Raw genomic sequence first — 24390 nt, forward strand, 5'->3', positions numbered from 1 at the left:
GGCGCAATTGTCCGCACCGGCCACAGTTGTCTGTTCGCCCGGCTGTGTGAGGGGCGGATGCGCCGTCGTAGAATTCTCTGATGACCACCGAGCAACACCCGCAGAGCACACCCGTAGAGCCCGCATCCGTCGCGTCCGTCGATGATGCTCCCACCGGCGACGCATCCGCGACACCCGCGATCGACCCCCACGACCTCGAGGTGGCCCTGCGCGTGCTCGCCTCCCTGGCCACCATCGACCCGGACGACCCCGACTTCGTCACCGTGCGCCAGGCCACCGCCAAGATGTTCAAGTCGGTGAAGACCGTGCGCCGCCACGAGAAGCGCCAGCTGATCGCGGACGCGGACCGGGAGGTCATCGCCGCCACCGCCACCGGGGCTCCCACCCGCATCGACGACGAGACCATCGGCGCCCAGCTGCGTCTGGGCACCGACCGGCCCTCGGCCGGCGAACTGCTCGTGCCGCGCGCCTGCTACATCTGCAAGCAGAAGTACACCCTCGTCGACGCGTTCTACCACCAGCTCTGCCCGAGCTGCGCGGCGATGAGCCACACCAAGCGCGACGCCCGTACCGACCTCACCGGCAAACGCGCCCTGCTCACCGGCGGCCGCGCCAAGATCGGCATGTACATCGCCCTGCGGCTGCTGCGCGACGGCGCCCACACCACCATCACCACCCGGTTCCCCCGCGACGCGGTGCGCCGGTTCAGCGCCATGCCCGACTCGAAGGACTGGCTGCACCGCCTCCGCGTTGTCGGCATCGACCTGCGCGACCCCGCCCAGGTGATCGGCCTGGCCGACTCCGTCGCCGCGCAGGGTCCGCTGGACATCCTGATCAACAACGCCGCGCAGACCGTGCGCCGCTCCCCCGGGTCGTACTCCCCGCTGGTGGAGGCCGAGTCCTCGCCGCTGCCGGACGGCGAACTGCCCGAGATCGTCTCGTTCGGGCACACCAACGATGCGCACCCCACCGCGCTGGCCGCGTCCGTGGCCAGCCACCCGATCCTCGCCGCCGCGGCCACCGGCGCCGCCCTCACCGCCGACGACCTCACCGCGTTGGCCCTGGCCCCCGGCTCCTCTTCGCTGGCACGGCTGGCCGCTGGCACCGCCATCGACGCGGGCGGACTGGTGCCCGACCTGCACGAGGAGAACAGCTGGACGGCCAACGTCGAAGACGTCGACCCACTCGAGATGCTCGAGGTGCAGCTGTGCAACACCACGGCCCCGTTCCTGCTGGTGAGCCGTCTGCGGGCCTCGATGGCGGCATCCGAGGCTCGGCGCACCTACATCGTGAACGTGTCCGCGATGGAGGGTGTCTTCGGCCGCGGTTACAAGGGTCCGGGGCACCCGCACACCAACATGGCCAAGGCCGCCCTGAACATGCTCACTCGCACCAGCGCCAAGGAGATGCTCTCCGACGGCATCCTGATGACCAGCGTCGACACCGGCTGGATCACCGACGAGCGCCCGCACCCCACCAAGATCCGCCTGGCCGAGGAGGGTTTCCATGCCCCACTCGACCTGGTTGACGGCGCCGCCCGGGTGTACGACCCCATCGTGCGCGGCGAGGCCGGCGAAGACGTGCACGGGGTCTTCCTCAAGGACTACCGCCCCGGTACCTGGTAGGGGACCGCACCACCCCCTCCTAGCGAAAGGTTCATCTCGCGAAAGCGGGTTCACGGCTGCCTCCGCGGCGCTGAAGCAACCGATTCACCGCTTTCGCGATGAGTTGTGGAGAGGATGCGCGGCACTCCCGGCCGCCTCACCGGGAGTGTCGGTGGGCGCCGATAGGGTCGGAACGTGCAGACATCAACCGCCAAGACCGCGATCGCCGACATCCCCTCGCTGTGCGTGTTCGACCTGGAGACCACGGGTGTGAACACCGATGAGGACCGCATCGTCACGTGCTTCATCGGCCGCGTCATGCGCGACGGCACGGTGAACGGCTCGTACAGCTGGCTGCTCAATCCCGGCATCCCCATTCCGGAGGGAGCGTCCGCCATCCACGGCATCACCGACGAGGTCGCCCAGCGTGACGGCGTCGACCCGGCCACCGCCATCGCCGAGATGCTCACGGTACTGCGCCGCAGCATCGACGGAGGCCGCCCGATCGTGGCCTACAACGCCAGCTTCGACCTGTCGATGCTCAACGCCGAGGCCCGCCGCTACGGGCTGGCGCCCATCGAGGACTTCGGCCCGGTGCTCGACCCCTACGTGATCGACAAGGCTGTGGACCGCTACCGCAAGGGCAAGCGCACCCTGGTGGCCACCGCCGAGTACTACGGCGTGCTGCTCGAGGGGGCCCACGACGCCGAAGCGGATGCCGTGGCCACCGGTCGGGTCGCCTGGGCCCTGTTGGCCAAGACCGAGGAGACCGACCTGTACACCCTGCACGACCGCCAGGTCGGTTGGGCCAGGGAGCAGGCCGAGAGCTTCCAGACCTACCTGCGCAAGTCCAAGGGCGACGACCTGATCGTCATCGACGGTGCCTGGCCGATCCGGGCCGGCGCCGACCGTGCCGCGGCTGCGCCCATGCTGGCCACACCGGCGATCTAGCCTGCCCTCAGCCGAGCCAATGCACCGCGCGACCGTGCGGCTGGGCTAGCGCGACCGCCCGGCCGTCCAACGACAGCACGAAGTCAGCCGAACCGGATGCCGCAGGCAGCGTCGACGGCAGCGTCCCGGCCACCCCTGGCACCACGGTGCGCCCCTCATTGGCCAGCCAGCGCACCCCACGCTCGGCCCTCAACCGGGCCATGGTCGCCACGAACCGGTCCCGGCCGGCCTCGTCGAGATAGGCCAGCACCGCCGTGTGGAACACCACGACGGTCGCATCCGGCGGGGCCTCGGCCACGAGAGCCTCGACCTGCTCGTTGAGGTCGCCGCGCACTAGCCGGGGCGGGGCTGTGCGGGCGACCTGCACGGCCGCCCGCAGCCGGGCCCGCCGGTCATCGTGCTCCGGCCAGATCAGAGCCTCCAGCCAGGCCACGTCGGCGGGATCGGTCACGTCGAGCGGGTTGAGGTCGATGCCGGCCCGCCACACCACGCGAGGCAGCCTGCTCGGCACGGGAACAGAACCGGTCACCGCGCACTCCAGCAGCACTGGGCTGGTCCCAGCGGGCGGGTCGAGCAGGGCCGCGCCGTCACCCGGGCCGTCAGCACTGCGACCGCCCGGCCAATACCGATAGCTGTATAAGTCCGGCAGCAGGCAGAGCCCGGCCGACGCCCCCACCTCGATCAGGGCGAGCGGCCCCGGCAGACTCCCGAGCGTCGGGAGCAGCACCGCGCATCGGCCCGGCTCGTTGGTCTGGGTCGCGTGGCTGCGGCACGTCTGCTCGACCACCGCCCAGTTCTCGGCCAGCCAGGCCCGGAAACCCAGATAACCGCCGGCCTCGGCGCCGTGGAACCTGGCCGCGCTGAACACCAGGTTGGGTTGCCGTTTGGTCGGCGGCAGCCGGTCGATCAATCCGATCGTCGCCGCATCGCGCGCCACCCCCGCCGCCCAGGCCTCGTAGCAGGCGCTCAGCCCCCGGGCCTCCACCTCGGCGAAGGCTCGATAGCGCAGCGCGGTATCGGCGCCGGCATCCGTGCTGGTTCTCATGCCGGCAGCCTAATCAGGCGCGCCACCAGCGCGACCGTGGCTAGGCTTGTTCTCTATGCGGATGCGCCAGAGCGCTCTCGCGAAACGAAGATGGAGAAACCGTTGCCCGGAGAAAACCTCACCAGGATCGAAGCCCAGGAGCGCAAAGCGCTCGTCAGCGTGACCAGTTACGACGTCACCCTTGACCTGACGACGGGTCCCACGACCTTCGCCAGCACCACCACGGTCGCCTTCAGCGCCGTGGCCGGTAGCTCGACCTTCATCGACGCGATCACCGAGAGTGTGCACAGCGTCACCCTCAACGGCGCCTCGCTTGACCCGGCTGTCGTCAGCGACGGCGTCCGCATTCAGCTTGACGACCTCGCGGCCGAGAACGTGCTCACCGTCGTCGCCGACGCCGCGTACACGAACACCGGCGAGGGCCTGCACCGTTTCGTCGACCCCGTCGACAACGAGGTGTACCTGTACAGCCAGTTCGAGGTGCCAGACTCCCGCCGCGTCTTCGCGGTGTTCGAGCAGCCCGACCTCAAGGCCGCCTTCACCTTCACCGTCACCGCGCCCGGCGCCTGGGAGGTCATCTCCAACTCGGCCACGCCAGAGCCCACGGATGCCGGCAACGGCAACAAGACCTGGGCGTTCGAACCCACCCACACCATCTCCAGCTACATCACCGCCCTCGTGGCCGGTCCGTACGCCGTGGTGCGCAGCGAGCTCACCTCCAGCGACGGCCGCATCATTCCGCTGGGCCTGTTCAGCCGCAAGAGCCTGTTCGAGTACCTGGATGCCGACTACATCTTCGAGAAGACCCGCCAGGGCTTCGCCTACTTCGAGGAGAAGTTCGACTTCCCGTACCCGTTCGACAAGTACGACCAGATGTTCGTGCCGGAGTTCAACGCCGGCGCGATGGAGAACGCCGGCGCGGTCACCTTCACCGAGACCTACGTCTTCCGTTCCAAGGTCACCGACGCGATCAAGGAACGCCGGGTCGTCACGATCCTGCACGAGCTGGCGCACATGTGGTTCGGCGACCTGGTCACCATGAAGTGGTGGAACGACCTGTGGCTGAACGAATCGTTCGCCGAGTGGGCATCCACCATCGCCACCGCCGAGGCCACCGAGTGGACCGAAGCCTGGACCACCTTCGCGGCAATGGAGAAGAGCTGGGCGTACCGTCAGGACCAGCTGCCCTCCACCCATCCGGTCGTGGCCACCATCACCGACCTCGAAGACGTGCAGGTCAACTTCGACGGCATCACCTACGCCAAGGGTGGATCCGTTCTCAAGCAGCTCGTCGCCTGGGTCGGCATCGACGCGTTCTTCACCGGCGTCGCCTCCTACTTCAAGAAGCACGCCTGGGGCAACACCGAGCTCTCCGACCTGCTCGTCGAGCTCGAGGCCGCCAGCGGCCGTGACCTCTCCGGCTGGGCCGCCCTCTGGCTCGAGACCGCCGGTGTCAATACCCTGCGCCCGCAGATCGAGGTCGACGATGCCGGGGTCATCACCGCGTTCGCCGTGCTGCAGACCGCCACCGAGGATTACCCCACCATCCGCCCGCACCGCCTCGCGATCGGGTTCTACGACCTGGTCGACGGCGCCCTGGTGCGCACCCACCGCGTCGAGCTCGACGTCGACGGCGTGCAGACGGATGTGCCGGAACTCGTCGGTCGCACCCGTGCCGATCTGATCCTGCTCAACGACGACGACCTCGCCTACGCCAAGGTACGCCTCGACCCCGCCTCGCACGCCGTGGCGCTCGAGCACCTCGCAGCGATCGAGAGCCCGCTGGCCCGCTCGCTGGTCTGGGGCTCCGTCTGGGACGCCACCCGCGACGCCGAGACCTCGCCGCGCGACTTCGTGAAGCTGGTGCTGGGCAACGTCGCCACCGAGACCGAGTCGACGACGCTCCGCACGGTTCTCGGCCAGGTGTCCCTCGCCGCGCAGTATTACGTGGCCCCGGAGCACCGCGACGCCACCGTCGCCTCGGTCGGCGACGCACTCTGGGCCTTGGCCCAGGGCGCAGAGGCCGGCAGTGATGCTCAGTTCCAGTTTGTGAAGTTCTTCGCCTCCGTCGCCGAGACGCCGGCCCAGCTGGCCGCCGTTGCGGGCCTTCGCACCGGTTCGTTCAAGCTGCCGGGCCTGGACATCGACACCGACCTCAGCTGGGAGCTGCTCGCGGCGCTGGTCGCCGGCGCCGAAGCCGGTGAGGCGGAGATCGCCTCCGCCCTGGCCGCGGACAACACCGCCACCGGTGCCCAGTCAGCCGCCAACGCGCGCGCCGCGATCCCCACCATCGAAGGCAAGCAGGCAGCCTGGGCCTCGCTGATCGACGTGGACACCGCACCGAACACCATCGTGCGGGTCACCGCCGCCGGATTCCTGCGCGCACACGACACGAGCCTGCTCGAGCCGTTCGTCGGCCAGTACTTCGATGTGCTGCAGAAGGTGTGGGCCGAGCGCAGCTACTCCATCGCCGAGAAGCTGATCGTGGGCCTCTACCCGTCGCCGCTGTCGAACCAGGCCCTGGTCGACGCGACCCGGGCGTGGTTGGACGCCAACCCGGAGCCCGCGGCGCTTCGCCGTCTCGTGGTGGAGAACCTCGCCGGCGTCGAACGCAGCCTGCGCGTGCAGGCCCGCGACCAGGAGTAGTCCGCCGGCACCACCGGACAACGGCGCCGCTTTCGATGATTTTCATCGTGGCGGCGCCGTTGTCGTATGGCACCTTCAGGAAGCGCCGAGTCGGCGCTCGGTAGACTGGTCGATCTATGAACTGGGACACTTTTTGGGCTACGGCCGACTACATCTGGAACCTGACCATCGTGCAGGTCGTCGTCATCATCATCTTCGCGCTGGTCGCCCGCTGGGTGTTGCTCTTCGTGATCAGGCGGGTCGTCACGCAGATCGTGTCCGGGGTGAAGAAGGGCCAGAACGTCGACGACACCCAGTCGCTGGACGTGTCACCGGTCACCGCCGTGCGTGTCGTGCAGCGCACCCGCACACTCGGGTCGGTATTGACCAATATCGTCAACGTCCTGGTCGTCATCGTGACCACCCTGCTGATCGTCACGACGATCAACGAGAACATCCTCGGGTCATTCGCCCTGCTCACCGCCGCTCTCGGCGCCGGCCTGGGTTTCGGCGCCCAGAACATCGTGAAGGACGTGCTCAACGGTCTCTTCATGGTGATGGAAGACCAGCTCGGCGTGGGCGACGTGGTGGACCTCGGCCTGGCCACCGGAGTCGTCGAGTCCGTCGGCATCCGCATCACCCAGGTGCGCGACATCGAGGGCACCCTCTGGTTCGTCCGGAACGGCGAGATCCTGCGCACCGGAAACATGTCCCAGGGCTGGGCCCGCGTCATCGTCGACCTTGCCATCCCCTACTCGTCGGATGTCGAGGCCGTGCAGGCCGAACTGCTCAAGGTCGCCCGAGCCTTGGCGTCCAGCCGCAAGTGGCGCGGGGCGATGCTCGGCAAGCCCGAGATCTGGGGCCTCGAATCCATCTCGGCGGAGGCCCTCGTTGTGCGCCTGGTCGTGCGCACCCGGGTGGGCGCCCGCTGGGACTTCGCCCGTGACCTGCGGCTCCATCTCAAGAAGGCCCTCGACGGGATGGGCTCAGGACTCACCCCGCTCAACAGCGTGGTGATGGCCGCGGCCGACGGATCGGTGTCCGCCGGAAGCAACAACGGTGACGGCGCGGCAGACGGCGCCCCGGTGGATGCAGCGGCCCAGGCCGCCGCCGCGCTTCCGAGCACCGACACGGCGCCCTTCGAACAGCCCGTGCCCGCCCGCCGGGTTCGTGCCCCGCGCCGGCCGAAGAAGCCCGCGGCGGACCAGCAGCCCGATTCCGGATCGACCGGCACGCCAGGCGGCGCAGCGGCCACCGAACAGGAGAAGCCCGATGACAAGTGACAACATCCCGCTCGGAGTACACCTTCGGTCGAGCGAGAACGCCGCCGCCGTGAGCCCGTCGTTCTACCAGGAGGTCGGCGGCCGGCCGTTCTTCGAGAAGCTCGTCGCCGAGTTCTACCGGGGCGTCGCCGGCGACCCGGTCCTCAAACCGATGTACCCTGAGGAGGACCTTGGCCCCGCTGCGGAGCGGCTGACCGGTTTCCTCGAGCAGTACTGGGGCGGGCCGGGCACCTACAGCGAGCAACGCGGACACCCGCGGCTCCGCCAGCGTCACCAGCCTTTCAAGGTGAACCCGGATTCCCGGGACCGCTGGTTGCTGCACATGCGGAACGCCGTCGACTCCTGCGACCTGCCCCCGCTGCAACGCGCCACCCTGTGGGACTACCTCGAGCGAGCCGCACACGCTATGGTCAACACCTTCGACGCGTAACACTCGAACCGCACCATCCGCCCCGCAGCACCCTCACTGACAATGGAGTCACCATGAGCCCAGCCCGCCCCGGCCTGCCCACGCATCCGAACACCTCCGCCGACGTGATCGTGGTGGGGGCCGGCCTGGCCGGCCTGGTGGCCACGGCCGAACTCGTGGAGGCGGGGAAACGGGTGCTGCTCGTCGACCAGGAGAACGCCGCCTCGCTCGGCGGTCAGGCCTGGTGGTCGTTCGGCGGGCTGTTCCTGGTCGACTCCCCCGAACAACGCCGAATGGGAGTCACGGACTCCCTGGCTCTGGCCCGGCAGGACTGGTTCGCCAGCGCCGGGTTCGATCGCGGTGAGGACTACTGGCCGACCCGGTGGGCCGAGGCGTACCTCAACTTCGCCGCCGGCGAGAAGCGGGCCTGGCTCAAGGAACGCGGCGTGACGTTCTTCCCGGTCGTCGGCTGGGCCGAACGTGGCGGTTACACCGCCCTGGAACACGGCAACTCGGTACCGCGCTTCCACATCGTCTGGGGAACCGGGCCCGCGATCCTGGAGCCGTTCATCACCAGGGTCCGTGAAGGGGTGCGCGCCGGCCTGGTCACCACCCTGCACCGGCATCGCGTCGACGAGTTGATCGTCGAGGGAGGCGCCGTGGTGGGAGTGCGGGGCAGCCTGCTCATCCCGAGCGCTGCGGCGCGCGGTCAGGCCAGCAGCCGGGAGATCGTCGGCGAGTTCGAGCTGCGGGCGTCCGCGGTGATCGTCACCAGCGGTGGGATCGGCGGCAACCACGACCTGGTGCGCGCCCAGTGGCCGGCCCGGCTGGGACCGGCACCCGCGAAGCTGCTCTCCGGTGTGCCCGCCCATGTCGACGGCCGGATGCTCGGGATCACCCAGAAGGCCGGCGCCCGACTGATCAACGGCGACCGTATGTGGCACTACACCGAGGGCATCGTCAACCACGACCCGGTCTGGCCGGCCCACGGCATCCGCATTCTGCCCGGCCCGTCATCCCTGTGGCTGGACGCCACCGGAAAACGCCTGCCGGCCCCGCTGTTTCCCGGTTTCGACACCCTCGGCACGATGGAATACCTGCTCAAGACCGGCCACGAGCACAGCTGGTTTGTGCTGACCCAGAAGATCATCGAGAAGGAGTTCGCCCTCTCGGGCAGCGAACAGAACCCCGACCTCACCGGCAAGGACCTGCGCCTGCTCGCCCAACGGCTCGGATCGGGCGCGCCCGGCCCGGTGGAAGCGTTCAAGAGCAAGGGTGAGGACTTCGTGGTGGCCGATACCCTGCACCAGCTGATCAAGGGCATGCAGCAGCGTTCCCCCGAGGTGCGCATCAATGCCGCGCAGGTGGAACGGGAGATTCTGGCCCGCGACAGGGAGCTCGACAACGACTTCAGCAAGGATGCCCAGATCAACGCGATTCGCCAGGCCAGGCACTATCGCGGCGACAGGCTCATTCGGGTGGCGAGCCCGCACAAGCTGCTCGACCGCGCCAACGGGCCGCTGATCGCGGTGAAGCTGCACCTGCTCACAAGGAAGAGCCTGGGCGGCATCGAAACCGACCTCTCCGCCCGGGCTCTCGGAGCCGACGGGCAACCGGTCCCCGGACTCTACGCGGCAGGCGAGGCCGCCGGCTTCGGCGGCGGCGGCGTGCACGGCTACCGCTCGCTGGAGGGCACCTTCCTCGGCGGCTGCCTGTTCTCCGGCCGCACCGCCGGCCGGGCCGTCGCCGCCGCGCTCTAACCCGTCCCGCACCCGGGTGGAGGGTCAGGCGCGCAAGGACCAGGGCTTGCGGCGTACCAGAATGTGGCCGCGGGCTGTGCTCAGACGCGTCCAGGGGCCGGTCTCGAAGAGCTGCACCGGCTCATCCGCCGCGAGGAAGCCCAGGCTCACCGCGGCGAACCCGGCACCGGCGGGTACGAAGTCCAGGGCCTCGATCGGGCGGCCCCAGACCTCGGACCGTACCCGTTGGACGATCTGCTCACCGGTGCCGGTCGGGATGACGGACGCGACTTCGGCGATGCCCTCGCGGGCGGCGCCCTCCAGCACAGCCGGTGAGGCGCTGCCATGGGATGTCCAGCCTCCCTTCGGCGGCGTGATGCCCGCCCAGGTGACCGAGGATACCTGCAGCGGCACGGTGACGGTGACCGGAGCATCCGCGTCGGTGACGGCGGCCTCGAGGCGCAGCAGCCGATCCAACAGCGACCGCACCGGAACGACGACGTCGAGGTCAACAGGTTCGGTGAGCGCGAAGGTGCGCAGGCCCAACACCGTGGGGCTCGAGTCCAGCAGACCACGCGGGTACAGGATCGCCGTGTACACGGCGAGCACGCCCGCCGCGGAGACGAGCCGCACCGATCCGTCCTCCACCCGGCTGGCGCGCGAAAGGTAGACCCGGAGGTCACCGAGGGACAGGGAATCTGAGAGGGAAAATGACTGGCTCATCTGCTGTCTAAACTACCAAGGTACGTCGGTGTCCCGGGGACCCGAGCTCGAACAAGGAGGCAGCATGCACGCACCGCTGGAGGGTCTTCTGGCCGCTCTCGACCTGACCGACACCGGTGCCCGCACCAGTGAGGACATCTTCACCGGCCCCTCGCAGTGGATGCCACAAGGTCGCGTCTTCGGCGGCCAGGTGCTCGCGCAGTCCCTCGTCGCCGCCATGCGCACAGTGCCCGACGAACGAAACGTGCACTCCATGCACGGTTACTTCCTGCGCCCCGGCGACGTCAACCACCCGATCACCTTCTCGGTCGACCGCATCCACGACGGCCGATCGTTCTCCACTCGACGCACCCAGGCGTACCAGAACGGCGTGCCGATCCTGTCGATGATCGCGTCGTTCCAGGACACCGACGAGGGTCTCGAGCATCACATCGAGATGCCGACCGACCTGCCCGACCCCGAATCCCTGCCGACCACGGCAGACACCCTCGGTCACATCGACCACGACTTCGCGCGGGCCTGGGCCAACGACCGCCCGTTCGACATGCGCCACGTGCCCTCGTCGATCTACCTCACCGTGGACGGCGAGCACACCAGCAAGCAGATGATCTGGATGAAGACCTTCGAGCCCATCCCCGACGACCCCGACCTGCACCGCGCCGCACTCGCCTACGTCAGCGACTATTCGATCATGGAACCCGTTATGCGCCGGCACGGCCTGCCCTGGGCCACCCCGGGCCTCAAGGTCGCCAGCCTCGACCACGCCATGTGGTGGCACCGCTTCGGCCGGGTCGACGAGTGGATGCTGTACGTGCAGGACTCCCCCTCCGCCCAGGGCGGCCGGGGACTGTCCACCGGCAGCATCTACAGCCGCGAAGGCCTGCTGCTGGCCACGGTGGCCCAGGAGGGCATGGTGCGGGTTCCCAAGCCCCGTGACTAGGCTGCAGCCCAACCTGTCCGAGCCAGTAGGAGCATCATGACCCACGACGCTGACCTCACCCGTCGCACCCTGCTCGTCGCCGGAGGCGCCGGTACCGCCCTGGCCCTGGCCGCCTGCGCACCCGGCGACCCGAACACGGATACCGACGCCGGCACGGCCTCACCCGCCGAGGTCGCGGTACTCTCCGACATCCCCGTTGGCGGCGCCATCGCTGTCATGTTCGATGGTGCGCAGATCATCGTGTCGCAGCCCACCGCCGGCGAGGTCGTGGCGTTCAGCGCCATCTGCACCCATCAGGGCTGCATCGTGGTTCCGGAGAAGAAGGGCCTGAACTGCCCTTGCCACAAGTCTCTCTTCGACACCGCCACCGGCGCGGTCATCCAGGGACCAGCCACCGACCCCCTCCCGGCGGTCACGGTCACCCTCGACGGCGACAAGGTCCTCGCCGGCTGACCCGTTCGCGCTCGTGAGCGGGGCTACTTGCGGGTGAAGGGGACCGCGGGCTCCAGGTATGGGGTCCAGGCGGCTCGTTCGACGTCGTTGATCTTGCGGGGGCGCTCCGTCGCCGCGTCCACCAGCACGATCGTGGTGGTCGCGCGGGCGTACAGCCGCGCGGACTCCTGCCCGGCCGGTCCGTATACCTCGTAACACACGTCAAGGCTTGCGCCGCCGAGCTTGCCGATCCACAGCTGCACGTCGATGGGCTCCCGCAGATACGGGATCGGCGCGAGGTACTCGATCTCCATCCGGGCGATCAGGGTCAGCGTCGCCGCCCCCGGCCGCCCGTCCAGCACCGCGGTTCCCCGCGCACCCGATGCACCGGCCGCCTCGTCGTTGACCCAGAACGCCTGGATGCGCGCCTCCTCTAGGAGGCGCAGCATCTCGGCGTTGTTCACGTGGGCGTAGGCGTCGAGGTCCGACCAGCGCAGCCGGATGGGAACGTGCAGCCGCATGGGGTTCCTAGTCGCGCGTCAGTTTGCGGTATGCGGACCGGTGCGGCTTGGCCGCGTCCGGGCCTAGTCGCTCGATCTTGTTCTGCTCGTAGGACTCGAAGTTGCCCTCGAACCAGTACCAGTTCCCCGGCGCCTCAGCGGTGCCCTCATACGAGAGGATGTGCGTGGCGATGCGGTCGAGGAACCACCGGTCGTGAGTGATGACCACGGCGCAGCCGGGGAACTCGAGCAGCGCGTTCTCGAGCGAACCGAGGGTTTCGACGTCGAGGTCGTTAGTCGGTTCGTCGAGCAGCAACAGGTTGCCGCCCTGCTTGAGCGTCAGCGCCAGGTTCAGGCGGTTGCGCTCACCACCGGAGAGCACACCGGCCTTCTTCTGCTGGTCGGGGCCCTTGAAGCCGAACGTGGACACGTAGGCGCGAGACGGCACCTCGGTCTTGCCGACCTGGATATAGTCCTGGCCGTCGGAGACGACCTCCCACAGCGACTTGTTCGGGTCGATGCCGCCACGGCTCTGGTCGACGTAGGAGATGTCGACGGTCTCGCCGATCTTGAGGTCACCGGCATCCAGCGGCTCGAGGCCCACGATGGTCTTGAACAATGTCGTCTTACCGACACCGTTCGGGCCGATCACGCCGACGATGCCGTTACGCGGCAGGGTGAAGGAGAGATCTTCGACCAGCACCCGGTCGCCGAAGCCCTTCTTGAGCTTCTTGGCGTCGATGACCTGGGCGCCCAGGCGGGGGCCGACGGGGATCTGGATGTCTTCGAAGTCGAGCTTGCGTCCGCGCTCGGCCTCGTTCACCATCTCCTCGTAGCGGGCCAGGCGGGCCTTCGACTTGGCCTGACGGCCCTTTGCGTTGGAGCGCACCCATTCGAGTTCCTCGGCGAGACGCTTGGAAAGCTTGGCGTCCTTCTTGCCCTGCACCTGCAGGCGCTCCTGCTTCTTCTCCAGGTAGGTGGAGTAGTTGCCCTCGTAGGGGTACAGGTGGCCGCGGTCGATCTCGGCGATCCACTCGGCCACGTGGTCGAGGAAGTACCGGTCGTGGGTGACGGCGAGCACGGCGCCGGGGTACTTGGCGAGGTGCTGCTCGAGCCACAGCACGCTTTCAGCGTCGAGGTGGTTAGTCGGTTCGTCCAGGAGGAGCAGATCGGGCTTCTGCAGCAGGAGCTTGCAGAGCGCCACGCGGCGCTTCTCACCACCGGAGAGGTCGACGACGGGGTAGTCGCCCGGCGGGGTGCGCAGCGCATCCATGGCCTGCTCGAGCTGGGAATCGAGGTCCCAGGCGTCGGCGGCGTCGATCTCTTCCTGCAGGGTTCCCATTTCGGCGAGCAGGGTGTCGAAGTCCGCGTCGGGTTCGGCCAGCGCGGCGCTGATCTCGTTGAACCTGTCAACCTTGGCCTTGATCGGGCCAACGCCTTCCTGCACGTTCTCCAGCACGGTCTTGGTCTCGTCGAGCTCCGGCTCCTGCATGAGGATGCCGACGGAGTAGCCCGGCGAAAGCCTGGCCTCACCGTTGCTCGGGGTATCGAGCCCGGCCATGATCTTCAGGATCGTGGACTTACCGGCACCGTTGGGGCCCACCACACCGATCTTGGCTCCGGGGAAGAACGACATTGTGACGTCGTCGAGGATGAGTTTGTCGCCGATTGCCTTGCGCGCACGCACCATCGAGTAAATGAATTCAGCCATAGTGTTTACCAGTCTATTTGGCGCGTGGCTCCCACGAGACACGTTCCGGTTGCGAGCAGGGGGGCGACGACGCTGTGGTAGCCGCCGGTGGAGGGACCGTTCTGGCCGATCAGGCACTCTCCGGCGATGTTCACGGAGAACTGGATGGAGTCCGCCGGTTCACCCTTGGTGGTGGTGTCGGCGGTGACCTCCATCGTTGTCTTGTCGAAGCCGGCGGCGACCAGGGCGTCGATGTAGCTGCGGCCGGCGACGTTGGGGTCGGCGGCGAGCGCCGCGGTGATGACCGAGTCGAAGTAGGGCAGGTTCTCGGCGGCGGTGCCCTCAGGCACGAGCGCCGGCGGAGCAACCTCCGTCGGGGTTGGGCTTGCGGTCGCGGGCGCTGTCGCTGTCGGCGTCGGGCGGTCGACGGGGGCGGCGGAGCATCCGGCCAGGCCCAGGCCGAGGACAAGACATGTTGCCCAGATCGTCGCTCTGCGGCTGTGCCGCACGGGTGCGTCCAAAATCCAGGCCACGCGTAGTCCTCCCCCACCGCCGCACGCTGCGACCGAGAAGTCGAGTCTAAGCGGACCGTGTTTCCGATTCCCCCTGCCCGGTGTCAGGTTCGGCCGGCGCGGCATCCGGTTCGGCCGGCGCGGCCGTGGCCTCGCCCGCAGTGCCGCCCGCTGTGCCGCCCGTTGCGCCGCCCGCTGGGTCCGCATCCCGCTGCTCGGCGGCGGACGGGGCGGTGCTTCGCATCAGCGCCGTCGTTCCCCACGTCAGGTTGTGGCCCACGGCGTCGGCCTCCACCTCCACCGAGGTGCCCGTACGGTCCTCGTTCTCCCAGTCCCGGATGCGCAGGCGCCCGGTCACGAGCACCGGCTCGCCCTTGTGCACGGACCGCTCCACGTTGTGGGCGAGCTGCCGAAAGCTGGAGACGGTGTACCAATTGGTGTCGGCGTCCACCCAGGCGTTCTTCACCCTGTCGTAACGGCGTTGCCGGCAGGCCAGCCGGAATGAGGTGATGGCCAGGCCGGAACTGGTGACGAGGTGCCGCGGTGTGGTGGCCACGATTCCGGTCAGGGCTATGGTGTCGGTCACGGGAGTCTCCTGGGCGGCACGAGGCTGATGGAGGTATCGAACGCGACCCGGGAGCAGTCCTCGTGCCGGGTTCGTGTTCCCGGGCCGCGCTGCATTCACCCTCCCCGTTCCGGCACCTCCTCTGGGGCCGGCCGTCCAGGGTGTGCAGAACCCGAGCCGCAGCCGCCTGGGGAGGAAGCGCGGATCTAGAGTGAGACCATGACCTTCGATGCTGCAGAGAACCGTTATTCCGAGATGCCCTACCGCCGAACCGGGCGCAGCGGCCTGAAGCTGCCCGCCCTGTCGCTGGGGTTGTGGCACAACTTCGGCCACGAACGCCCGATCGACACCCAACGCGGCATCCTGCGCCGGGCATTCGACCTCGGCGTGACGCACTTCGACCTGGCCAACAACTACGGCCCGCCTCCCGGTTCCGCCGAAACCAACTTCGGGCGCATCTTCGCCGAGGACTTCCGTGGGTATCGCGACGAGATGATCATCTCCAGCAAGGCCGGTTACGACATGTGGGCAGGCCCCTACGGCGACTTCGGCTCGCGAAAATACCTGCTGTCGTCGCTGGATGCCAGCCTCGGCCGGCTGGGAATGGACTACGTCGACATCTTCTACTCCCACCGCCCCGATCCCGAGACCCCTATCGAGGAGACCATGGGCGCCCTGGCCACCGCGGTGCAGTCGGGCAAGGCCCTCTACGCGGGCATCTCGAACTACAGCCCGGAGCAGACCGTAGCGGCCTACGCCGCCCTGGCCGAGCACAAGATCCCGCTGCTGATCCACCAGCCGCGCTACTCGATGTTCGACCGGCACATCGAAGAGGGACTCTTCCCGGTGCTCGACGACCTCGGCATGGGCAGCATCGTGTTCTCCCCCCTCGCCCAGGGTCTGCTCACCGACCGCTACCTCGACGGTGCGGTGCCGTCGGACTCCCGGGTGGCCACGAGCCGGTTCCTGAACGAGAGCTCCCTCAACGCGACCTACCTTGAGCGCGCCCGCGCCCTGAACGCCATTGCGGCCGACCGCGGCCAGACCCTGGCCCAGCTCGCGGTCACCTGGATCCTGCGCCAACCGCAGGTCACCAGCGTGCTCGTGGGGGCCAGCAGCATCGGCCAGCTCGAGCAGACCGTGGCGGCGCTCGAGGCGCCGGCGCTGGACGCCGATGAGATCGCCGCCATCGAGCCGTACGCGGTACACGGCACCGGCATGAACTAACCCACGCCGGTCCCAGGCAGGGGCGAGGGGTGGATGTCGGTGGCCGGTTCTACGGTAAGGCCAACGGCATCCGCCCTCGCATTGGAGCACACCATGAGCACTGGGACCATGAGCACCGCCACCATGAGCACTGCAGCCAGAGCTGTCCAACCCCGGACTGTTCTCCCCGCAACCGCACGACGCACGACCATCGCCCACGCCGCCGGCCCGGCCCGGCCGAGCAACTCCGCCCGGTCGAGCGGTCCCAGCCTGGTCGCCGTGCGCGACGGGCTGTGGCGGGTCGTCGACCGGTCCGGCGCGGTACTGGGGCACATCGAGCGTGAGACGCACGCCGACGGCGAGCGGTACCTCGCCCGGCGCCTGGTGATGCCCACCAGGCGCATCGAGCTCGGTGCCTTCTGGCGCATCGATGACGCGGCTGACTGCTTTCGCTGACTCCGCCGTACCCACCCCGGTACGCTGAAACGATGTTGCCCCAGCCCACTCCCGTCCCCCCAGTTCCGGCCCGGCAGGGGCTGGTTCCCGACCTCCTGGCGGGGGTGGGGTACCTGGGTCGTGGTTTCGGCATGTGGATCACCTCCCCGAAGCTGATGCTGCTCGGCGCGCTGCCGGCGGTGGCGGTCGGTGCCGTGTACCTCGTCGGCATCGTGCTTCTGCTCGTCAACCTCACCTCGATCGTCACGTGGGCGACCCCGTTCGCCGACGGCTGGGCCGAGCCCGTCATCCTCACGACGCGGGTGGCTGCGGCGCTGGTCTTCGTGCTCGTGGCCGCCCTCTTCGTGGTCTACACGTTCACTGCCGTGACCCTGATCGTCGGCGACCCGTTCTACGAACGCATCTGGCGCGCCGTCGAGACCAACCTCGGCAACCCACCCACCGCACCGGAGCGCGGCTTCTGGGGATCCCTGGGCCGTGCCATCGGCGACGGCCTCCGGCTCCTGATCCCCGCCGTCGGTGTGGGCCTGCTCCTGTTGGCCTGTGGCTTCATTCCGTTGGTGGGGCCGATCATGGTGGCGGTGCTCGGCGCCCTGTTGGGCGGCTGGTTGCTGGCGGTCGAGCTCACCGGATTCGCCTTCGACGCTCGGGGGTTCACTGTGCGCGAACGTCGTCGCGCCCTGCGCACGCGACGCGGCATCGCGCTGGGCTTCGGAGCGGCGTCCTACCTGCTGTTCCTCGTGCCGTTCTTCGCAATCGTGGCCATGCCCTCCGCCGTGGCGGGTGCCGCAATGCTCAGTCGCGACGCCCTCGAGCGGTCGACCAGCGCGTCGGCCGGCCGGACGGCCTGACCGCGCCGGAGTCTCGGTTTGACACCGCGTATCGGCCACGCCGCCACGGTTCCCTAGGATGCGCCGGCCCACGAGGTAGCGTTCCGCACATGCAGTGGTGGAATGATTTCGTAACCTGGCTCACAGCGACCAGGAACCAGCCCATGATTTTCAGCGCAATCGTGCTGATCGTCGCCATTATCGTGGCCAGCCTTCTGGCGGCCTGGATCGCACGCGGGGCCATCAAGCGCCTGCTCGCCCAGCACGATCGCGAGCTGCGGGCCGCGGCCATCGGATCGATCGTGGATGCCGCGACCGAGGCATCCGTGTGGAACTCGCTCACCCCGCAGGAGCAGGTGATGAACGACCGTGCCGTTGGCATGGCCGACATCCAGATCCGGCTGCTGCCGATCAAGGGATCGAGCGTCGCGGCGGACTGGGCAGCGCACCAGCTCGCCGAGCTCAAGCGCACCTCGGCCACCTTCGGCTACCAGCTCGAGCCGGCCCTCGTGGAGTTCCGCGACCGCCTCATCGACTGGCAGAACAAGCCGTCCCGGGCCCGCAAGATCTTCCAGGGCGACCTCGAGCGTTGGAAGTCGCAGAACACCTCCACCGAGAAGAGCCTCCTGGCCGAGCAGGATGCCTGGGTGGCGAAGCAGCACCACGACCAGTTCGCGACCCCCGCCGCACCGGCACAGGCTCCGACCGCGCAGCCGCTCGGCTATGTCCCCGCTGCGCCTCCCCCCGGGGCCGTGTCGTCGCCGGCCGCGTCTCCGTCTACGGAGACCCAGCGCCTCCTGGACGACGTTCAGGCCCTCGAAGTGCGTCCAGCGCCGCTGCCGCACCCCTAGTTCCCGCTATCCAGAAAAACGCCGGTCCGCTCACGCGGACCGGCGTTTTTCGCTGCCAGGCTGCGGCTCACAGAGCGGCGGACCGGCGGGCCGGATCGGACTACTTCCACCAGTCGTCGAACAGGGATGCCGGCACCTGGCGCTTGTGCTCGGTGCGCAGGTAGCGCCGCTCAATGGCCTCGGCGACGTGGTCCGCTACGGGCTTGCCCTCGAGGAAGTCGTCGATGTGCTCGTATTGCATTCCCAGGTTCGCCTCGTCGGTCTGTCCGGGGTTGTCGTCGAGCAGGTCAGCGGTCGGGGCCTTCAGGTAGAGCTGCTCCGGGGCGCCGAGCGCCATCAGCAACTGCCGGCCCTGGCGCTTGGTCAGACCGGTCAGCGGCAGCAGATCCGCGCCGCCGTCACCGAACTTGGTGAAGAACCCGGTGACCGCCTCCGCCGCATGGTCGGTGCCGACCACGAGCAGGCCCTGGGCGCCGGCGAGAGCGTACTGCGCGATCATCCGGGCGCGCGCCTTGACGTTGCCCTTGTCGAAGTCCGGCATCGGGGTACCGGTGCTGACGGCGAATTCGGCTTCGAAGCCATCCACCGCACGCTGGATGTTGAACGTGAGGTTCGAGTCAGGATTAATGAACTCCAGGGCGAGTTGGGCGTCGTCCTCGTCGCGCTGCACCGCGTACGGCAGGCGCACCGGCACGAACCGGAGGGCATGCCCCTCGACGGTGAGCTCTTCGATCGCCAGCTGGCACAGACGCCCGGCCAGGGACGAGTCCTGTCCCCCGCTGATCCCGAGGATCAGCCCCTTCGCCCCGCTGGCAAGCAGGTAGTCCTTGAGGAAGTCGATGCGCCGCCGAATCTCGGCGGCCGGGTCGATGACCGGGGTCACGTGCAGTTCCTTGATGATTCGCACCTGTTGTTCTCGCATCTGACGAATCTATCAAGTCGCGGCGGGCGGATGTCGGAAGGACGCCTGCACATCCGCCCGGTCACACGGCGACTCATTGGACCGAGCCGCTCGGCCGAACTCGTAGCGTCGGAGGTGCTTCCGACATCACGTCGGAGGTGAAACGAATGGGGAAGCTGCATGCTGGTCACCGGATTGCTCGTGGGGATAGCCCTCGGATTTGTCATGCAGCGGGGGCGGTTCTGTGTCACGGGGGCGTTCCGGGACCTGTGGGTCACGGGCAACACGAGATGGCTCACCGCGTTCCTCATCGTCATCGCCGTGCAGAGCGTGGGGGTTTTCACCCTCGACGCCCTGGGCGTCATCTCGCTGTCTTCGAGCCCGTTCCCATGGCTCTCCACCATCGGCGGAGCCTTCATCTTCGGCTTTGCCATCGTTCTGGCCGGCGGTTGCGCGACGGGAACGTACTACCGCGCCGGTGAGGGCCTGGTGGGCAGCTGGCTGGCCCTGATCTTCTACGCTCTGTTCTCCGCCGTATCCAAGACCGGTGCGCTCGCCCCCGCCGTTACGGCCGCCCGCGGCGTCACCGTCGAGGCGTCCACGGTGCACGGCCTCCTCGGCGTGTCACCATGGCTCCTCGTGGCGGTTCTCGCCGTGGCCGTGGCCGCACTGGCCCGCCACCACCTGCGTCGCCGTCCGGCCGCACCGATGGCCACCCTGCCCGCTCGCAGGACGGGCATCGCCCACCTACTCTTCGAGAAGCAGTGGGGCGCCTTCAGCACCGCCCTGGTCATCGGAGTCCTCGCCATTGTGGCGTGGCCGCTCAGCTGGGCAACCGGCCGCGAGGCGGGCCTGGGCATCACGGGCCCCTCGTCGAACATCGTCAACTACCTCGTCGCCGGCGACGCCGAAGTGATCGACTGGGGCGTCTACCTCGTCATCGGCATCCTGCTGGGCTCCTTCATCGCCGCGAAGGCCAGCGGCGAATTCCGGGTGCGGATTCCCGATGCGCTCACCACTGTGCGCAGCATCGGCGGCGGTGCGCTGATGGGCATCGGCGCCAGCCTGGCCGGCGGCTGCACCATCGGTAACGCGATGGTCAACACCGCCACCTTCCAGCTGCAGGGCTGGGTGGCGTTCGGGTTCATGATCGTGGGAGTGGGCGCTGCGACCCGGCTGTTCATCACGGGACCGTCCAAGGCCCGGCTGGCGGCCGCCGGCCAGGCATCCGCGCCCGCCGCGCCCGCACCTGCATCGGTGCGCTCGTGACGGTCCGGTGATCGCTCCACTTCCTAGCAGCACCCCGTTCCGATCAGCAAGGAGACAACCATCATGGCTCAGCACGTTCTCGAAACCGACGGCCAGGTCTGCCCGTTCCCCCTCGTGGAGGCCAAGGAAGCCATCGCCCTGCTGGCGATCGGCGACGAGCTGGTGATCAACTTCGACTGCACCCAGGCGACGGATGCACTGCCGCGGTGGGCGGCGGAGGCCGGCTACCCCGTGACGAACTTCGACAGGGTCGGCAGCGCGGCATGGACCATCACGGTGCAGAAGGCCTGAGTCCCGCCGCCCAGAAAAAACCAACCCCGCCGGCAGGACCGGCGGGGTTGTGCTGTGCCCCCGGCAGGATTCGAACCTGCGACAAAGAGATTAGAAGGCTCCTGCTCTATCCCCTGAGCTACGGGGGCGCATAGCGCTTCAACGATACCGCAGTCCGGACCGCTGCCCTCGCGGCGGCGCGTTCAGAGCGCCTTGGCCGTTGCGACGAGCACCTGAGCGAGGGTCGGAACGCCCGTGGCGCGGAACACCTCGTCGCCGGCGGTGTTCTGCACGATGATCGTGGGGGTGTTGCGGATTCCGGCGGCCTCGGCCTCGGCATTGTCGTGCGCCACATCGAGCTCGCGCACCGTGGCGGCCGGCACCAGCCGTTCGACCTCGGCCAGAACGGCGCGGGTCTGCAGGCACGGCTCACAGAATGCCGAGGAGAAGAAAATGAGTTCCATGAGGGCTCCTAACCGTTGACCAAGGCGAGAACGGCCACAACCGCGGAAACCGCGGCCAGCAGCAGCGACACCCCGACCAGCACCGCGTGCACGATCAGGAACGACGTCGGCTTGCCGGACTCATCCCGCGCCCTGCCGTCCTGACTGACCCTCTTGTAGAAGCGCGGCCAGACCACGACGTTCCAGACGGCGTTGAGCAGAAGCAGGATGGCGAGTGTTGTAAGCATCGTCATCAGTCTACGAGCGCCGGGCGGCGAGCCGATCAGGGAGCCGCGTCGGGGCCCACCGCTAGACTCGCCCCATGACAAACAGCAGTGACCGGTTGGTATGGATCGATTGTGAAATGACCGGGCTCGACATCAACAATGACGAATTGGTGGAGATTGCGGTGGTCGTCACCGACTTCGACCTCAACATTCTCGACCCCGGCCTCGACATCGTGATCAAGCCCGACGCCTCCGCCCTGGCGAACATGGGCGACTTCGTGCGCAACATGCACACCTCCTCCGGCCTGATCGAGGAGATCCCCAACGGCGTGAGTGTGGCCGAGGCTGAGTACCAGGTGCTCGAGTACGTCCTGCGTTTCGTCCCCGAAGACCAGCGCGCGCCCCTGGCCGGAAACTCGATCGGCACCGACCGGGCGTTCCTGACCCGGTACATGCCGCGCCTGGACAAGCAGTTGCACTACCGCAACGTCGACGTGTCCTCGATCAAGGAACTCGCCCACCGCTGGTTCCCGCGGGCTTACTTCAACGCACCCGCCAAGGACGGCGGCCACCGCGCCCTCGCCGACATCCTCGAGTCCATCCGTGAGCTCGCCTACTACCGCAAGAGCGTGTTCGTGGCCGACCCCGGACCCACGAGTGCGGAAGCAAAATCGCACGCAACGGCCGTTGTGAACATCTTCACCCAAAACGTGTAATAGAATTCTTGAGTTGCCTTCGCTTGAGAAAGCGGAGCGGCACTTGGTGGGTATAGCTCAGCTGGTAGAGCGCCTGGTTGTGGTCCAGGAGGTCGCGGGTTCAAGCCCCGTTACTCACCCCAATGAAACAAGAAGTCCCGGCCCAACAGGCCGGGACTTTTTGCGTGCGCCACATGGCATGCTGAGTGGATGCTCACGCTCAGCCACGACGACTTCGAACGACTCGTCATCGATCAGCTCGATCTGCTCCCCGACGACATGGTCGACGGCCTCGAGAACGTGATCTTCGTCGTCGAGGACCGTCCAGAGGACGGCACCCTGGACACCCTGGGCCTCTACGACGGCGTCGCCCTCACCGAACGCGGCCAGTACGGTTTCGGTGAGATGCCCGACCGCATCATTCTGTTCCGCGAACCGCTGCTGGCCATCGTCGAGGATCTGGACGAGCTGCGCGACGAGGTTCACGTGACCCTCGTTCACGAGATCGCGCATTTCTACGGCATCGACGACGACAGGCTGCACGAGCTGGGTTGGGCGTGAGCCGCAGCCTGAGCGCGGTCGGCTACCCTGAACCATGAGTAGATTTCGACCTGGCCGTGTCCTCGGTATCTCGGTAGGAACTCTCGTGATCTTGATGATCGGGGTGTATGGGCCGGCCACGTTGCTCGGCCCGCTGCCCAGCGCCACGGTCACCGTCACCGCTCCGAACAGTGCCGTGCCGGCGTCCACCCCGGTGCTGCCCGCCGCCGGCTCCAGTGGGCTGCTCGCCGTCACCGCGGTGGACGACACCGCTACGGACGACACCGCTACGAACGACACCGCGACCGGCGGCGACCCCGTCGAGCCCGCACCCGCGACGCTCGGCGTGGACACCATTGCCATCGGCGGCGGCAGCGACCCGGTGCCGATGGCATCCGCCGCCAAGATCATCACGGCCCTCGTCGTGCTGGACGCCAAGCCCCTCGCGGCCGGCGAACCCGGACCGGCCTACTCCTTGGTCACCGCCGACTACCAGGATTACCTCGACTACACGGCCCAGGATGCCCGCACCGTCATCGTGTTTCCCGGCGAGAGCTGGACCGAGCGCGAGATGCTGCAGGCCATGATCCTCGGCTCCAGCAATAACCACGCCGACACCCTGGCCCGCTGGGCGTTCGGCTCCGTCGACGCCTACCTCATCGCCGCCAACGCCTGGCTGGCCGCCAACGGCATGCCGAACACCACGGTGGTCGACGCCAACGGCCTCCTCGACGGCAGCGCCGGGACCGGCACCGACTTGGCGCGCGTCGCGGGCCTGGCCGCGACGAACCCCGTGGTCGCGGACATCATCGCGCAGCCGGCATCCGCTCTGGTCGGCCAGCGCGGCGTCAGGAACACCACGGAGTATCTGCCCGAAGAGGGGATCACCGGTATCTCGCGCAGCTACACCGAATCCGGCGGGGTCTGCTTCCTGTTCACCGGCACCGTCGTCGCCGGCGAGAAGGCCTTCACCTTCGCGGGTGCCTTCCTGGGCGAACCGGACTACGACACCCTCACGGCCGACCTGACGGCCCTGATGGCCTCGGCGCGGGCGGGGGTCACGGAGCTTCCGATCCTGGCGGAGGGTGACGGATACGCGACCCTCACGACGGCGTGGGGCGATTCGGCCGATGCCGTCGTCGCCACCCCCAAGACCCGCTTCGGCTGGCAGGCCGCCGCCGGCACCGACCCTGTCGTGACGCTCGACGACGTCACGACGGGGCGTGCGGGAGCCAAGATCGGCCGGGTCACGGTGGATGCGTTCGGGGAGAGCGTCTCGTCGACGTTGGAGCTCGACAGCAGTCTGACCGACCCGGGTCCGGGCTGGCGCCTGCTGCACCCGGTCCCCGTGGTCAGCGCCCTCGTCGCCAGCTGGTAGTCAGCGGGTGGGCGTAACCGGTTCAGACCGGAGCGTCGTCAGATTCGACGGGATCGCTGTCCGACGAGTCGAAGGCGTAGCGCACGTGCAGCTTGCCCTGCACCTCTCGACTGTCGACCTCGTCGTACCAGAACAGCGATTCCATGCTGTCGACGGCGGCGACCATGCTGATCCGGGCGTCGTGCTTGCCGTGCAGGAGCACGCGGCTGTCGGTCTGGCCCTCGAGGGGACCGTCCACGAATTCCACGGTGTACTCGGTGTTCTCACTCTGCGGGGTAGTCATGACCCCAACTTACTGCTCAGGCC

Annotated in this window: 27 protein-coding genes and 2 tRNA genes; 18 read left to right on the forward strand and 11 right to left on the reverse strand. The window is 68.2% G+C overall.

The annotated features are described in order from the left end of the window. Window positions 1-80: 80 nt before the first annotated feature. Both E3O60_RS14595 and E3O60_RS14600 read left to right on the forward strand, forming a co-directional pair. The gene (locus tag E3O60_RS14595) at window positions 81-1625 is read left to right on the forward strand and encodes an SDR family oxidoreductase (protein WP_088456405.1); all 1545 of its coding nucleotides are present in this window, start codon (window positions 81-83) and stop codon (window positions 1623-1625) included. A 174-nt stretch (window positions 1626-1799) separates the two neighbouring features. After that, window positions 1800-2555: an exonuclease domain-containing protein gene (locus tag E3O60_RS14600; RefSeq protein WP_240632188.1), complete on the forward strand. Its 756-nt coding sequence runs from the start codon at window positions 1800-1802 to the stop codon at window positions 2553-2555. 7 nt (window positions 2556-2562) lie between these two features. Here the strand turns inward: E3O60_RS14600 and E3O60_RS14605 are convergent, their stop codons facing one another. After that, on the reverse strand, window positions 2563-3600 hold the full coding sequence (locus E3O60_RS14605; protein ID WP_134498482.1) for a DUF2332 domain-containing protein: 1038 nt from the start codon (window positions 3598-3600) through the stop codon (window positions 2563-2565). A gap of 102 nt (window positions 3601-3702) precedes the next feature. Here E3O60_RS14605 and pepN point away from each other — a divergent pair, with 102 nt between their 5' ends. The 4 genes from pepN (at window position 3703) to E3O60_RS14625 (ending at window position 9677) form a co-directional block, all read left to right on the forward strand. Beyond that, window positions 3703-6246 (forward strand): aminopeptidase N, encoded by a 2544-nt coding sequence (pepN, locus tag E3O60_RS14610; protein WP_088458021.1) that lies wholly within the window; start codon window positions 3703-3705, stop codon window positions 6244-6246. A 116-nt stretch (window positions 6247-6362) separates the two neighbouring features. Next, entirely contained in the window at window positions 6363-7508 is a 1146-nt protein-coding gene (locus E3O60_RS14615) for a mechanosensitive ion channel family protein (RefSeq protein WP_134498484.1), read from the forward strand. Next, window positions 7498-7938: a globin gene (locus E3O60_RS14620; RefSeq protein WP_088456408.1), complete on the forward strand. Its 441-nt coding sequence runs from the start codon at window positions 7498-7500 to the stop codon at window positions 7936-7938. Before E3O60_RS14615 ends, E3O60_RS14620 begins: the two co-directional genes overlap by 11 nt. A 53-nt stretch (window positions 7939-7991) precedes the next feature. Next, entirely contained in the window at window positions 7992-9677 is a 1686-nt protein-coding gene (locus E3O60_RS14625; protein ID WP_088456409.1) for an FAD-binding dehydrogenase, read from the forward strand. A 24-nt stretch (window positions 9678-9701) separates the two neighbouring features. On the opposite strand, the gene E3O60_RS14630 is transcribed toward E3O60_RS14625, so the two are convergent. After that, window positions 9702-10379 carry a hypothetical protein gene (locus tag E3O60_RS14630; protein WP_088456410.1) on the reverse strand — a complete coding sequence of 226 codons (678 nt, stop codon included), beginning with the start codon at window positions 10377-10379 and terminating at the stop codon, window positions 9702-9704. A gap of 64 nt (window positions 10380-10443) precedes the next feature. On the opposite strand from E3O60_RS14630, the gene E3O60_RS14635 reads away from it, so the two are divergent. Then, window positions 10444-11319, forward strand: coding sequence for an acyl-CoA thioesterase II (locus E3O60_RS14635; protein WP_174776328.1), 876 nt, complete (start codon window positions 10444-10446; stop codon window positions 11317-11319). A gap of 36 nt (window positions 11320-11355) precedes the next feature. Then, window positions 11356-11772 (forward strand): ubiquinol-cytochrome c reductase iron-sulfur subunit, encoded by a 417-nt coding sequence (locus tag E3O60_RS14640; protein WP_088456411.1) that lies wholly within the window; start codon window positions 11356-11358, stop codon window positions 11770-11772. 23 nt (window positions 11773-11795) lie between these two features. Here the strand turns inward: E3O60_RS14640 and E3O60_RS14645 are convergent, their stop codons facing one another. The 4 genes from E3O60_RS14645 to E3O60_RS14660 are packed head-to-tail and all read right to left on the reverse strand — an operon-like array spanning window position 11796 to window position 15039. Beyond that, complete coding sequence (locus tag E3O60_RS14645) at window positions 11796-12272, reverse strand: thioesterase family protein (RefSeq protein ID WP_088456412.1); 477 nt, start codon at window positions 12270-12272, stop codon at window positions 11796-11798. A 7-nt stretch (window positions 12273-12279) separates the two neighbouring features. Next, window positions 12280-13962: an energy-dependent translational throttle protein EttA gene (gene ettA / locus E3O60_RS14650; protein WP_088456413.1), complete on the reverse strand. Its 1683-nt coding sequence runs from the start codon at window positions 13960-13962 to the stop codon at window positions 12280-12282. A 5-nt stretch (window positions 13963-13967) separates the two neighbouring features. After that, window positions 13968-14474, reverse strand: coding sequence for a hypothetical protein (locus tag E3O60_RS14655; RefSeq protein WP_370448658.1), 507 nt, complete (start codon window positions 14472-14474; stop codon window positions 13968-13970). 46 nt (window positions 14475-14520) lie between these two features. Further along, complete coding sequence (locus E3O60_RS14660; protein ID WP_134498486.1) at window positions 14521-15039, reverse strand: single-stranded DNA-binding protein; 519 nt, start codon at window positions 15037-15039, stop codon at window positions 14521-14523. Window positions 15040-15237: 198 nt separating this feature from the next. Between E3O60_RS14660 and E3O60_RS14665 the strand changes: the two genes are divergently transcribed. The 4 genes from E3O60_RS14665 to E3O60_RS14680 all read left to right on the forward strand — a co-directional run bounded on the left by E3O60_RS14665 (window position 15238) and on the right by E3O60_RS14680 (window position 18361). Then, window positions 15238-16245, forward strand: coding sequence for an aldo/keto reductase (locus E3O60_RS14665; RefSeq protein ID WP_088456416.1), 1008 nt, complete (start codon window positions 15238-15240; stop codon window positions 16243-16245). A 93-nt stretch (window positions 16246-16338) separates the two neighbouring features. Continuing rightward, the gene (locus tag E3O60_RS14670; RefSeq protein WP_134498488.1) at window positions 16339-16680 is read left to right on the forward strand and encodes a hypothetical protein; all 342 of its coding nucleotides are present in this window, start codon (window positions 16339-16341) and stop codon (window positions 16678-16680) included. Window positions 16681-16712: 32 nt separating this feature from the next. Then, a complete protein-coding gene (locus E3O60_RS14675) occupies window positions 16713-17531 on the forward strand; it encodes an EI24 domain-containing protein (RefSeq protein WP_088456418.1) in 819 nt (272 codons plus the stop codon). Between the two features lie 143 nt (window positions 17532-17674). After that, window positions 17675-18361 carry a hypothetical protein gene (locus tag E3O60_RS14680; RefSeq protein WP_134498490.1) on the forward strand — a complete coding sequence of 229 codons (687 nt, stop codon included), beginning with the start codon at window positions 17675-17677 and terminating at the stop codon, window positions 18359-18361. Window positions 18362-18461: 100 nt separating this feature from the next. Here the strand turns inward: E3O60_RS14680 and nadE are convergent, their stop codons facing one another. After that, entirely contained in the window at window positions 18462-19283 is an 822-nt protein-coding gene (gene nadE, locus E3O60_RS14685; RefSeq protein WP_088456419.1) for an ammonia-dependent NAD(+) synthetase, read from the reverse strand. A gap of 159 nt (window positions 19284-19442) precedes the next feature. On the opposite strand from nadE, the gene E3O60_RS14690 reads away from it, so the two are divergent. Beyond that, on the forward strand, window positions 19443-20531 hold the full coding sequence (locus E3O60_RS14690; protein WP_103479573.1) for a YeeE/YedE family protein: 1089 nt from the start codon (window positions 19443-19445) through the stop codon (window positions 20529-20531). 63 nt (window positions 20532-20594) lie between these two features. Continuing rightward, window positions 20595-20822: a sulfurtransferase TusA family protein gene (locus E3O60_RS14695; RefSeq protein WP_088456421.1), complete on the forward strand. Its 228-nt coding sequence runs from the start codon at window positions 20595-20597 to the stop codon at window positions 20820-20822. Window positions 20823-20877: 55 nt separating this feature from the next. Here the strand turns inward: E3O60_RS14695 and E3O60_RS14700 are convergent. The 3 genes from E3O60_RS14700 to E3O60_RS14710 form a co-directional block, all read right to left on the reverse strand. Next, window positions 20878-20950 (reverse strand) — tRNA-Arg (locus tag E3O60_RS14700). 54 nt (window positions 20951-21004) lie between these two features. Then, entirely contained in the window at window positions 21005-21265 is a 261-nt protein-coding gene (locus E3O60_RS14705) for a thioredoxin domain-containing protein (protein WP_134480136.1), read from the reverse strand. Window positions 21266-21273: 8 nt separating this feature from the next. Then, entirely contained in the window at window positions 21274-21492 is a 219-nt protein-coding gene (locus E3O60_RS14710) for an SCO4848 family membrane protein (protein ID WP_088456423.1), read from the reverse strand. A gap of 74 nt (window positions 21493-21566) precedes the next feature. Here E3O60_RS14710 and orn point away from each other — a divergent pair, with 74 nt between their 5' ends. The 4 genes from orn (at window position 21567) to E3O60_RS14730 (ending at window position 24084) form a co-directional block, all read left to right on the forward strand. Beyond that, window positions 21567-22187, forward strand: coding sequence for an oligoribonuclease (gene orn, locus E3O60_RS14715; RefSeq protein ID WP_088456424.1), 621 nt, complete (start codon window positions 21567-21569; stop codon window positions 22185-22187). A 46-nt stretch (window positions 22188-22233) separates the two neighbouring features. After that, window positions 22234-22309: transfer RNA gene (locus tag E3O60_RS14720), tRNA-His, on the forward strand. A 67-nt stretch (window positions 22310-22376) separates the two neighbouring features. Beyond that, window positions 22377-22727, forward strand: a complete 351-nt coding sequence (locus E3O60_RS14725) for a metallopeptidase family protein (protein WP_103432014.1) — start codon at window positions 22377-22379, stop codon at window positions 22725-22727. Between the two features lie 94 nt (window positions 22728-22821). Next, window positions 22822-24084, forward strand: coding sequence for a D-alanyl-D-alanine carboxypeptidase family protein (locus E3O60_RS14730; protein ID WP_241980152.1), 1263 nt, complete (start codon window positions 22822-22824; stop codon window positions 24082-24084). A gap of 22 nt (window positions 24085-24106) precedes the next feature. Here the strand turns inward: E3O60_RS14730 and E3O60_RS14735 are convergent, their stop codons facing one another. Beyond that, the gene (locus tag E3O60_RS14735) at window positions 24107-24367 is read right to left on the reverse strand and encodes a hypothetical protein (protein ID WP_088456427.1); all 261 of its coding nucleotides are present in this window, start codon (window positions 24365-24367) and stop codon (window positions 24107-24109) included. Window positions 24368-24390: the final 23 nt, after the last annotated feature.

The sequence above is a fragment of the Cryobacterium sp. TMB1-7 genome, from assembly GCF_004402435.1.
Lineage (GTDB): Bacteria > Actinomycetota > Actinomycetes > Actinomycetales > Microbacteriaceae > Cryobacterium > Cryobacterium zongtaii.

Bases quoted from the DNA above. Each gene is read 5' to 3' on its own strand.
- E3O60_RS14595 (WP_088456405.1), top strand. From the start codon at position 81: ATGACCACCGAGCAACACCCGCAGAGCACACCCGTAGAGCCCGCATCC.
- E3O60_RS14605 (WP_134498482.1), bottom strand. From the start codon at position 3,600: ATGAGAACCAGCACGGATGCCGGCGCCGATACCGCGCTGCGCTATCGA.
- E3O60_RS14615 (WP_134498484.1), top strand. From the start codon at position 6,363: ATGAACTGGGACACTTTTTGGGCTACGGCCGACTACATCTGGAACCTG.
- E3O60_RS14620 (WP_088456408.1), top strand. From the start codon at position 7,498: ATGACAAGTGACAACATCCCGCTCGGAGTACACCTTCGGTCGAGCGAG.
- E3O60_RS14625 (WP_088456409.1), top strand. From the start codon at position 7,992: ATGAGCCCAGCCCGCCCCGGCCTGCCCACGCATCCGAACACCTCCGCC.
- E3O60_RS14630 (WP_088456410.1), bottom strand. From the start codon at position 10,379: ATGAGCCAGTCATTTTCCCTCTCAGATTCCCTGTCCCTCGGTGACCTC.
- E3O60_RS14635 (WP_174776328.1), top strand. From the start codon at position 10,444: ATGCACGCACCGCTGGAGGGTCTTCTGGCCGCTCTCGACCTGACCGAC.
- E3O60_RS14640 (WP_088456411.1), top strand. From the start codon at position 11,356: ATGACCCACGACGCTGACCTCACCCGTCGCACCCTGCTCGTCGCCGGA.
- E3O60_RS14645 (WP_088456412.1), bottom strand. From the start codon at position 12,272: ATGCGGCTGCACGTTCCCATCCGGCTGCGCTGGTCGGACCTCGACGCC.
- ettA (WP_088456413.1), bottom strand. From the start codon at position 13,962: ATGGCTGAATTCATTTACTCGATGGTGCGTGCGCGCAAGGCAATCGGC.
- E3O60_RS14665 (WP_088456416.1), top strand. From the start codon at position 15,238: ATGACCTTCGATGCTGCAGAGAACCGTTATTCCGAGATGCCCTACCGC.
- E3O60_RS14670 (WP_134498488.1), top strand. From the start codon at position 16,339: ATGAGCACTGGGACCATGAGCACCGCCACCATGAGCACTGCAGCCAGA.
- E3O60_RS14675 (WP_088456418.1), top strand. From the start codon at position 16,713: ATGTTGCCCCAGCCCACTCCCGTCCCCCCAGTTCCGGCCCGGCAGGGG.
- E3O60_RS14680 (WP_134498490.1), top strand. From the start codon at position 17,675: ATGATTTTCAGCGCAATCGTGCTGATCGTCGCCATTATCGTGGCCAGC.
- nadE (WP_088456419.1), bottom strand. From the start codon at position 19,283: ATGCGAGAACAACAGGTGCGAATCATCAAGGAACTGCACGTGACCCCG.
- E3O60_RS14690 (WP_103479573.1), top strand. From the start codon at position 19,443: ATGCTGGTCACCGGATTGCTCGTGGGGATAGCCCTCGGATTTGTCATG.
- E3O60_RS14695 (WP_088456421.1), top strand. From the start codon at position 20,595: ATGGCTCAGCACGTTCTCGAAACCGACGGCCAGGTCTGCCCGTTCCCC.
- E3O60_RS14705 (WP_134480136.1), bottom strand. From the start codon at position 21,265: ATGGAACTCATTTTCTTCTCCTCGGCATTCTGTGAGCCGTGCCTGCAG.
- E3O60_RS14710 (WP_088456423.1), bottom strand. From the start codon at position 21,492: ATGCTTACAACACTCGCCATCCTGCTTCTGCTCAACGCCGTCTGGAAC.
- orn (WP_088456424.1), top strand. From the start codon at position 21,567: ATGACAAACAGCAGTGACCGGTTGGTATGGATCGATTGTGAAATGACC.
- E3O60_RS14725 (WP_103432014.1), top strand. From the start codon at position 22,377: ATGCTCACGCTCAGCCACGACGACTTCGAACGACTCGTCATCGATCAG.
- E3O60_RS14730 (WP_241980152.1), top strand. From the start codon at position 22,822: ATGATCGGGGTGTATGGGCCGGCCACGTTGCTCGGCCCGCTGCCCAGC.
- E3O60_RS14735 (WP_088456427.1), bottom strand. From the start codon at position 24,367: ATGACTACCCCGCAGAGTGAGAACACCGAGTACACCGTGGAATTCGTG.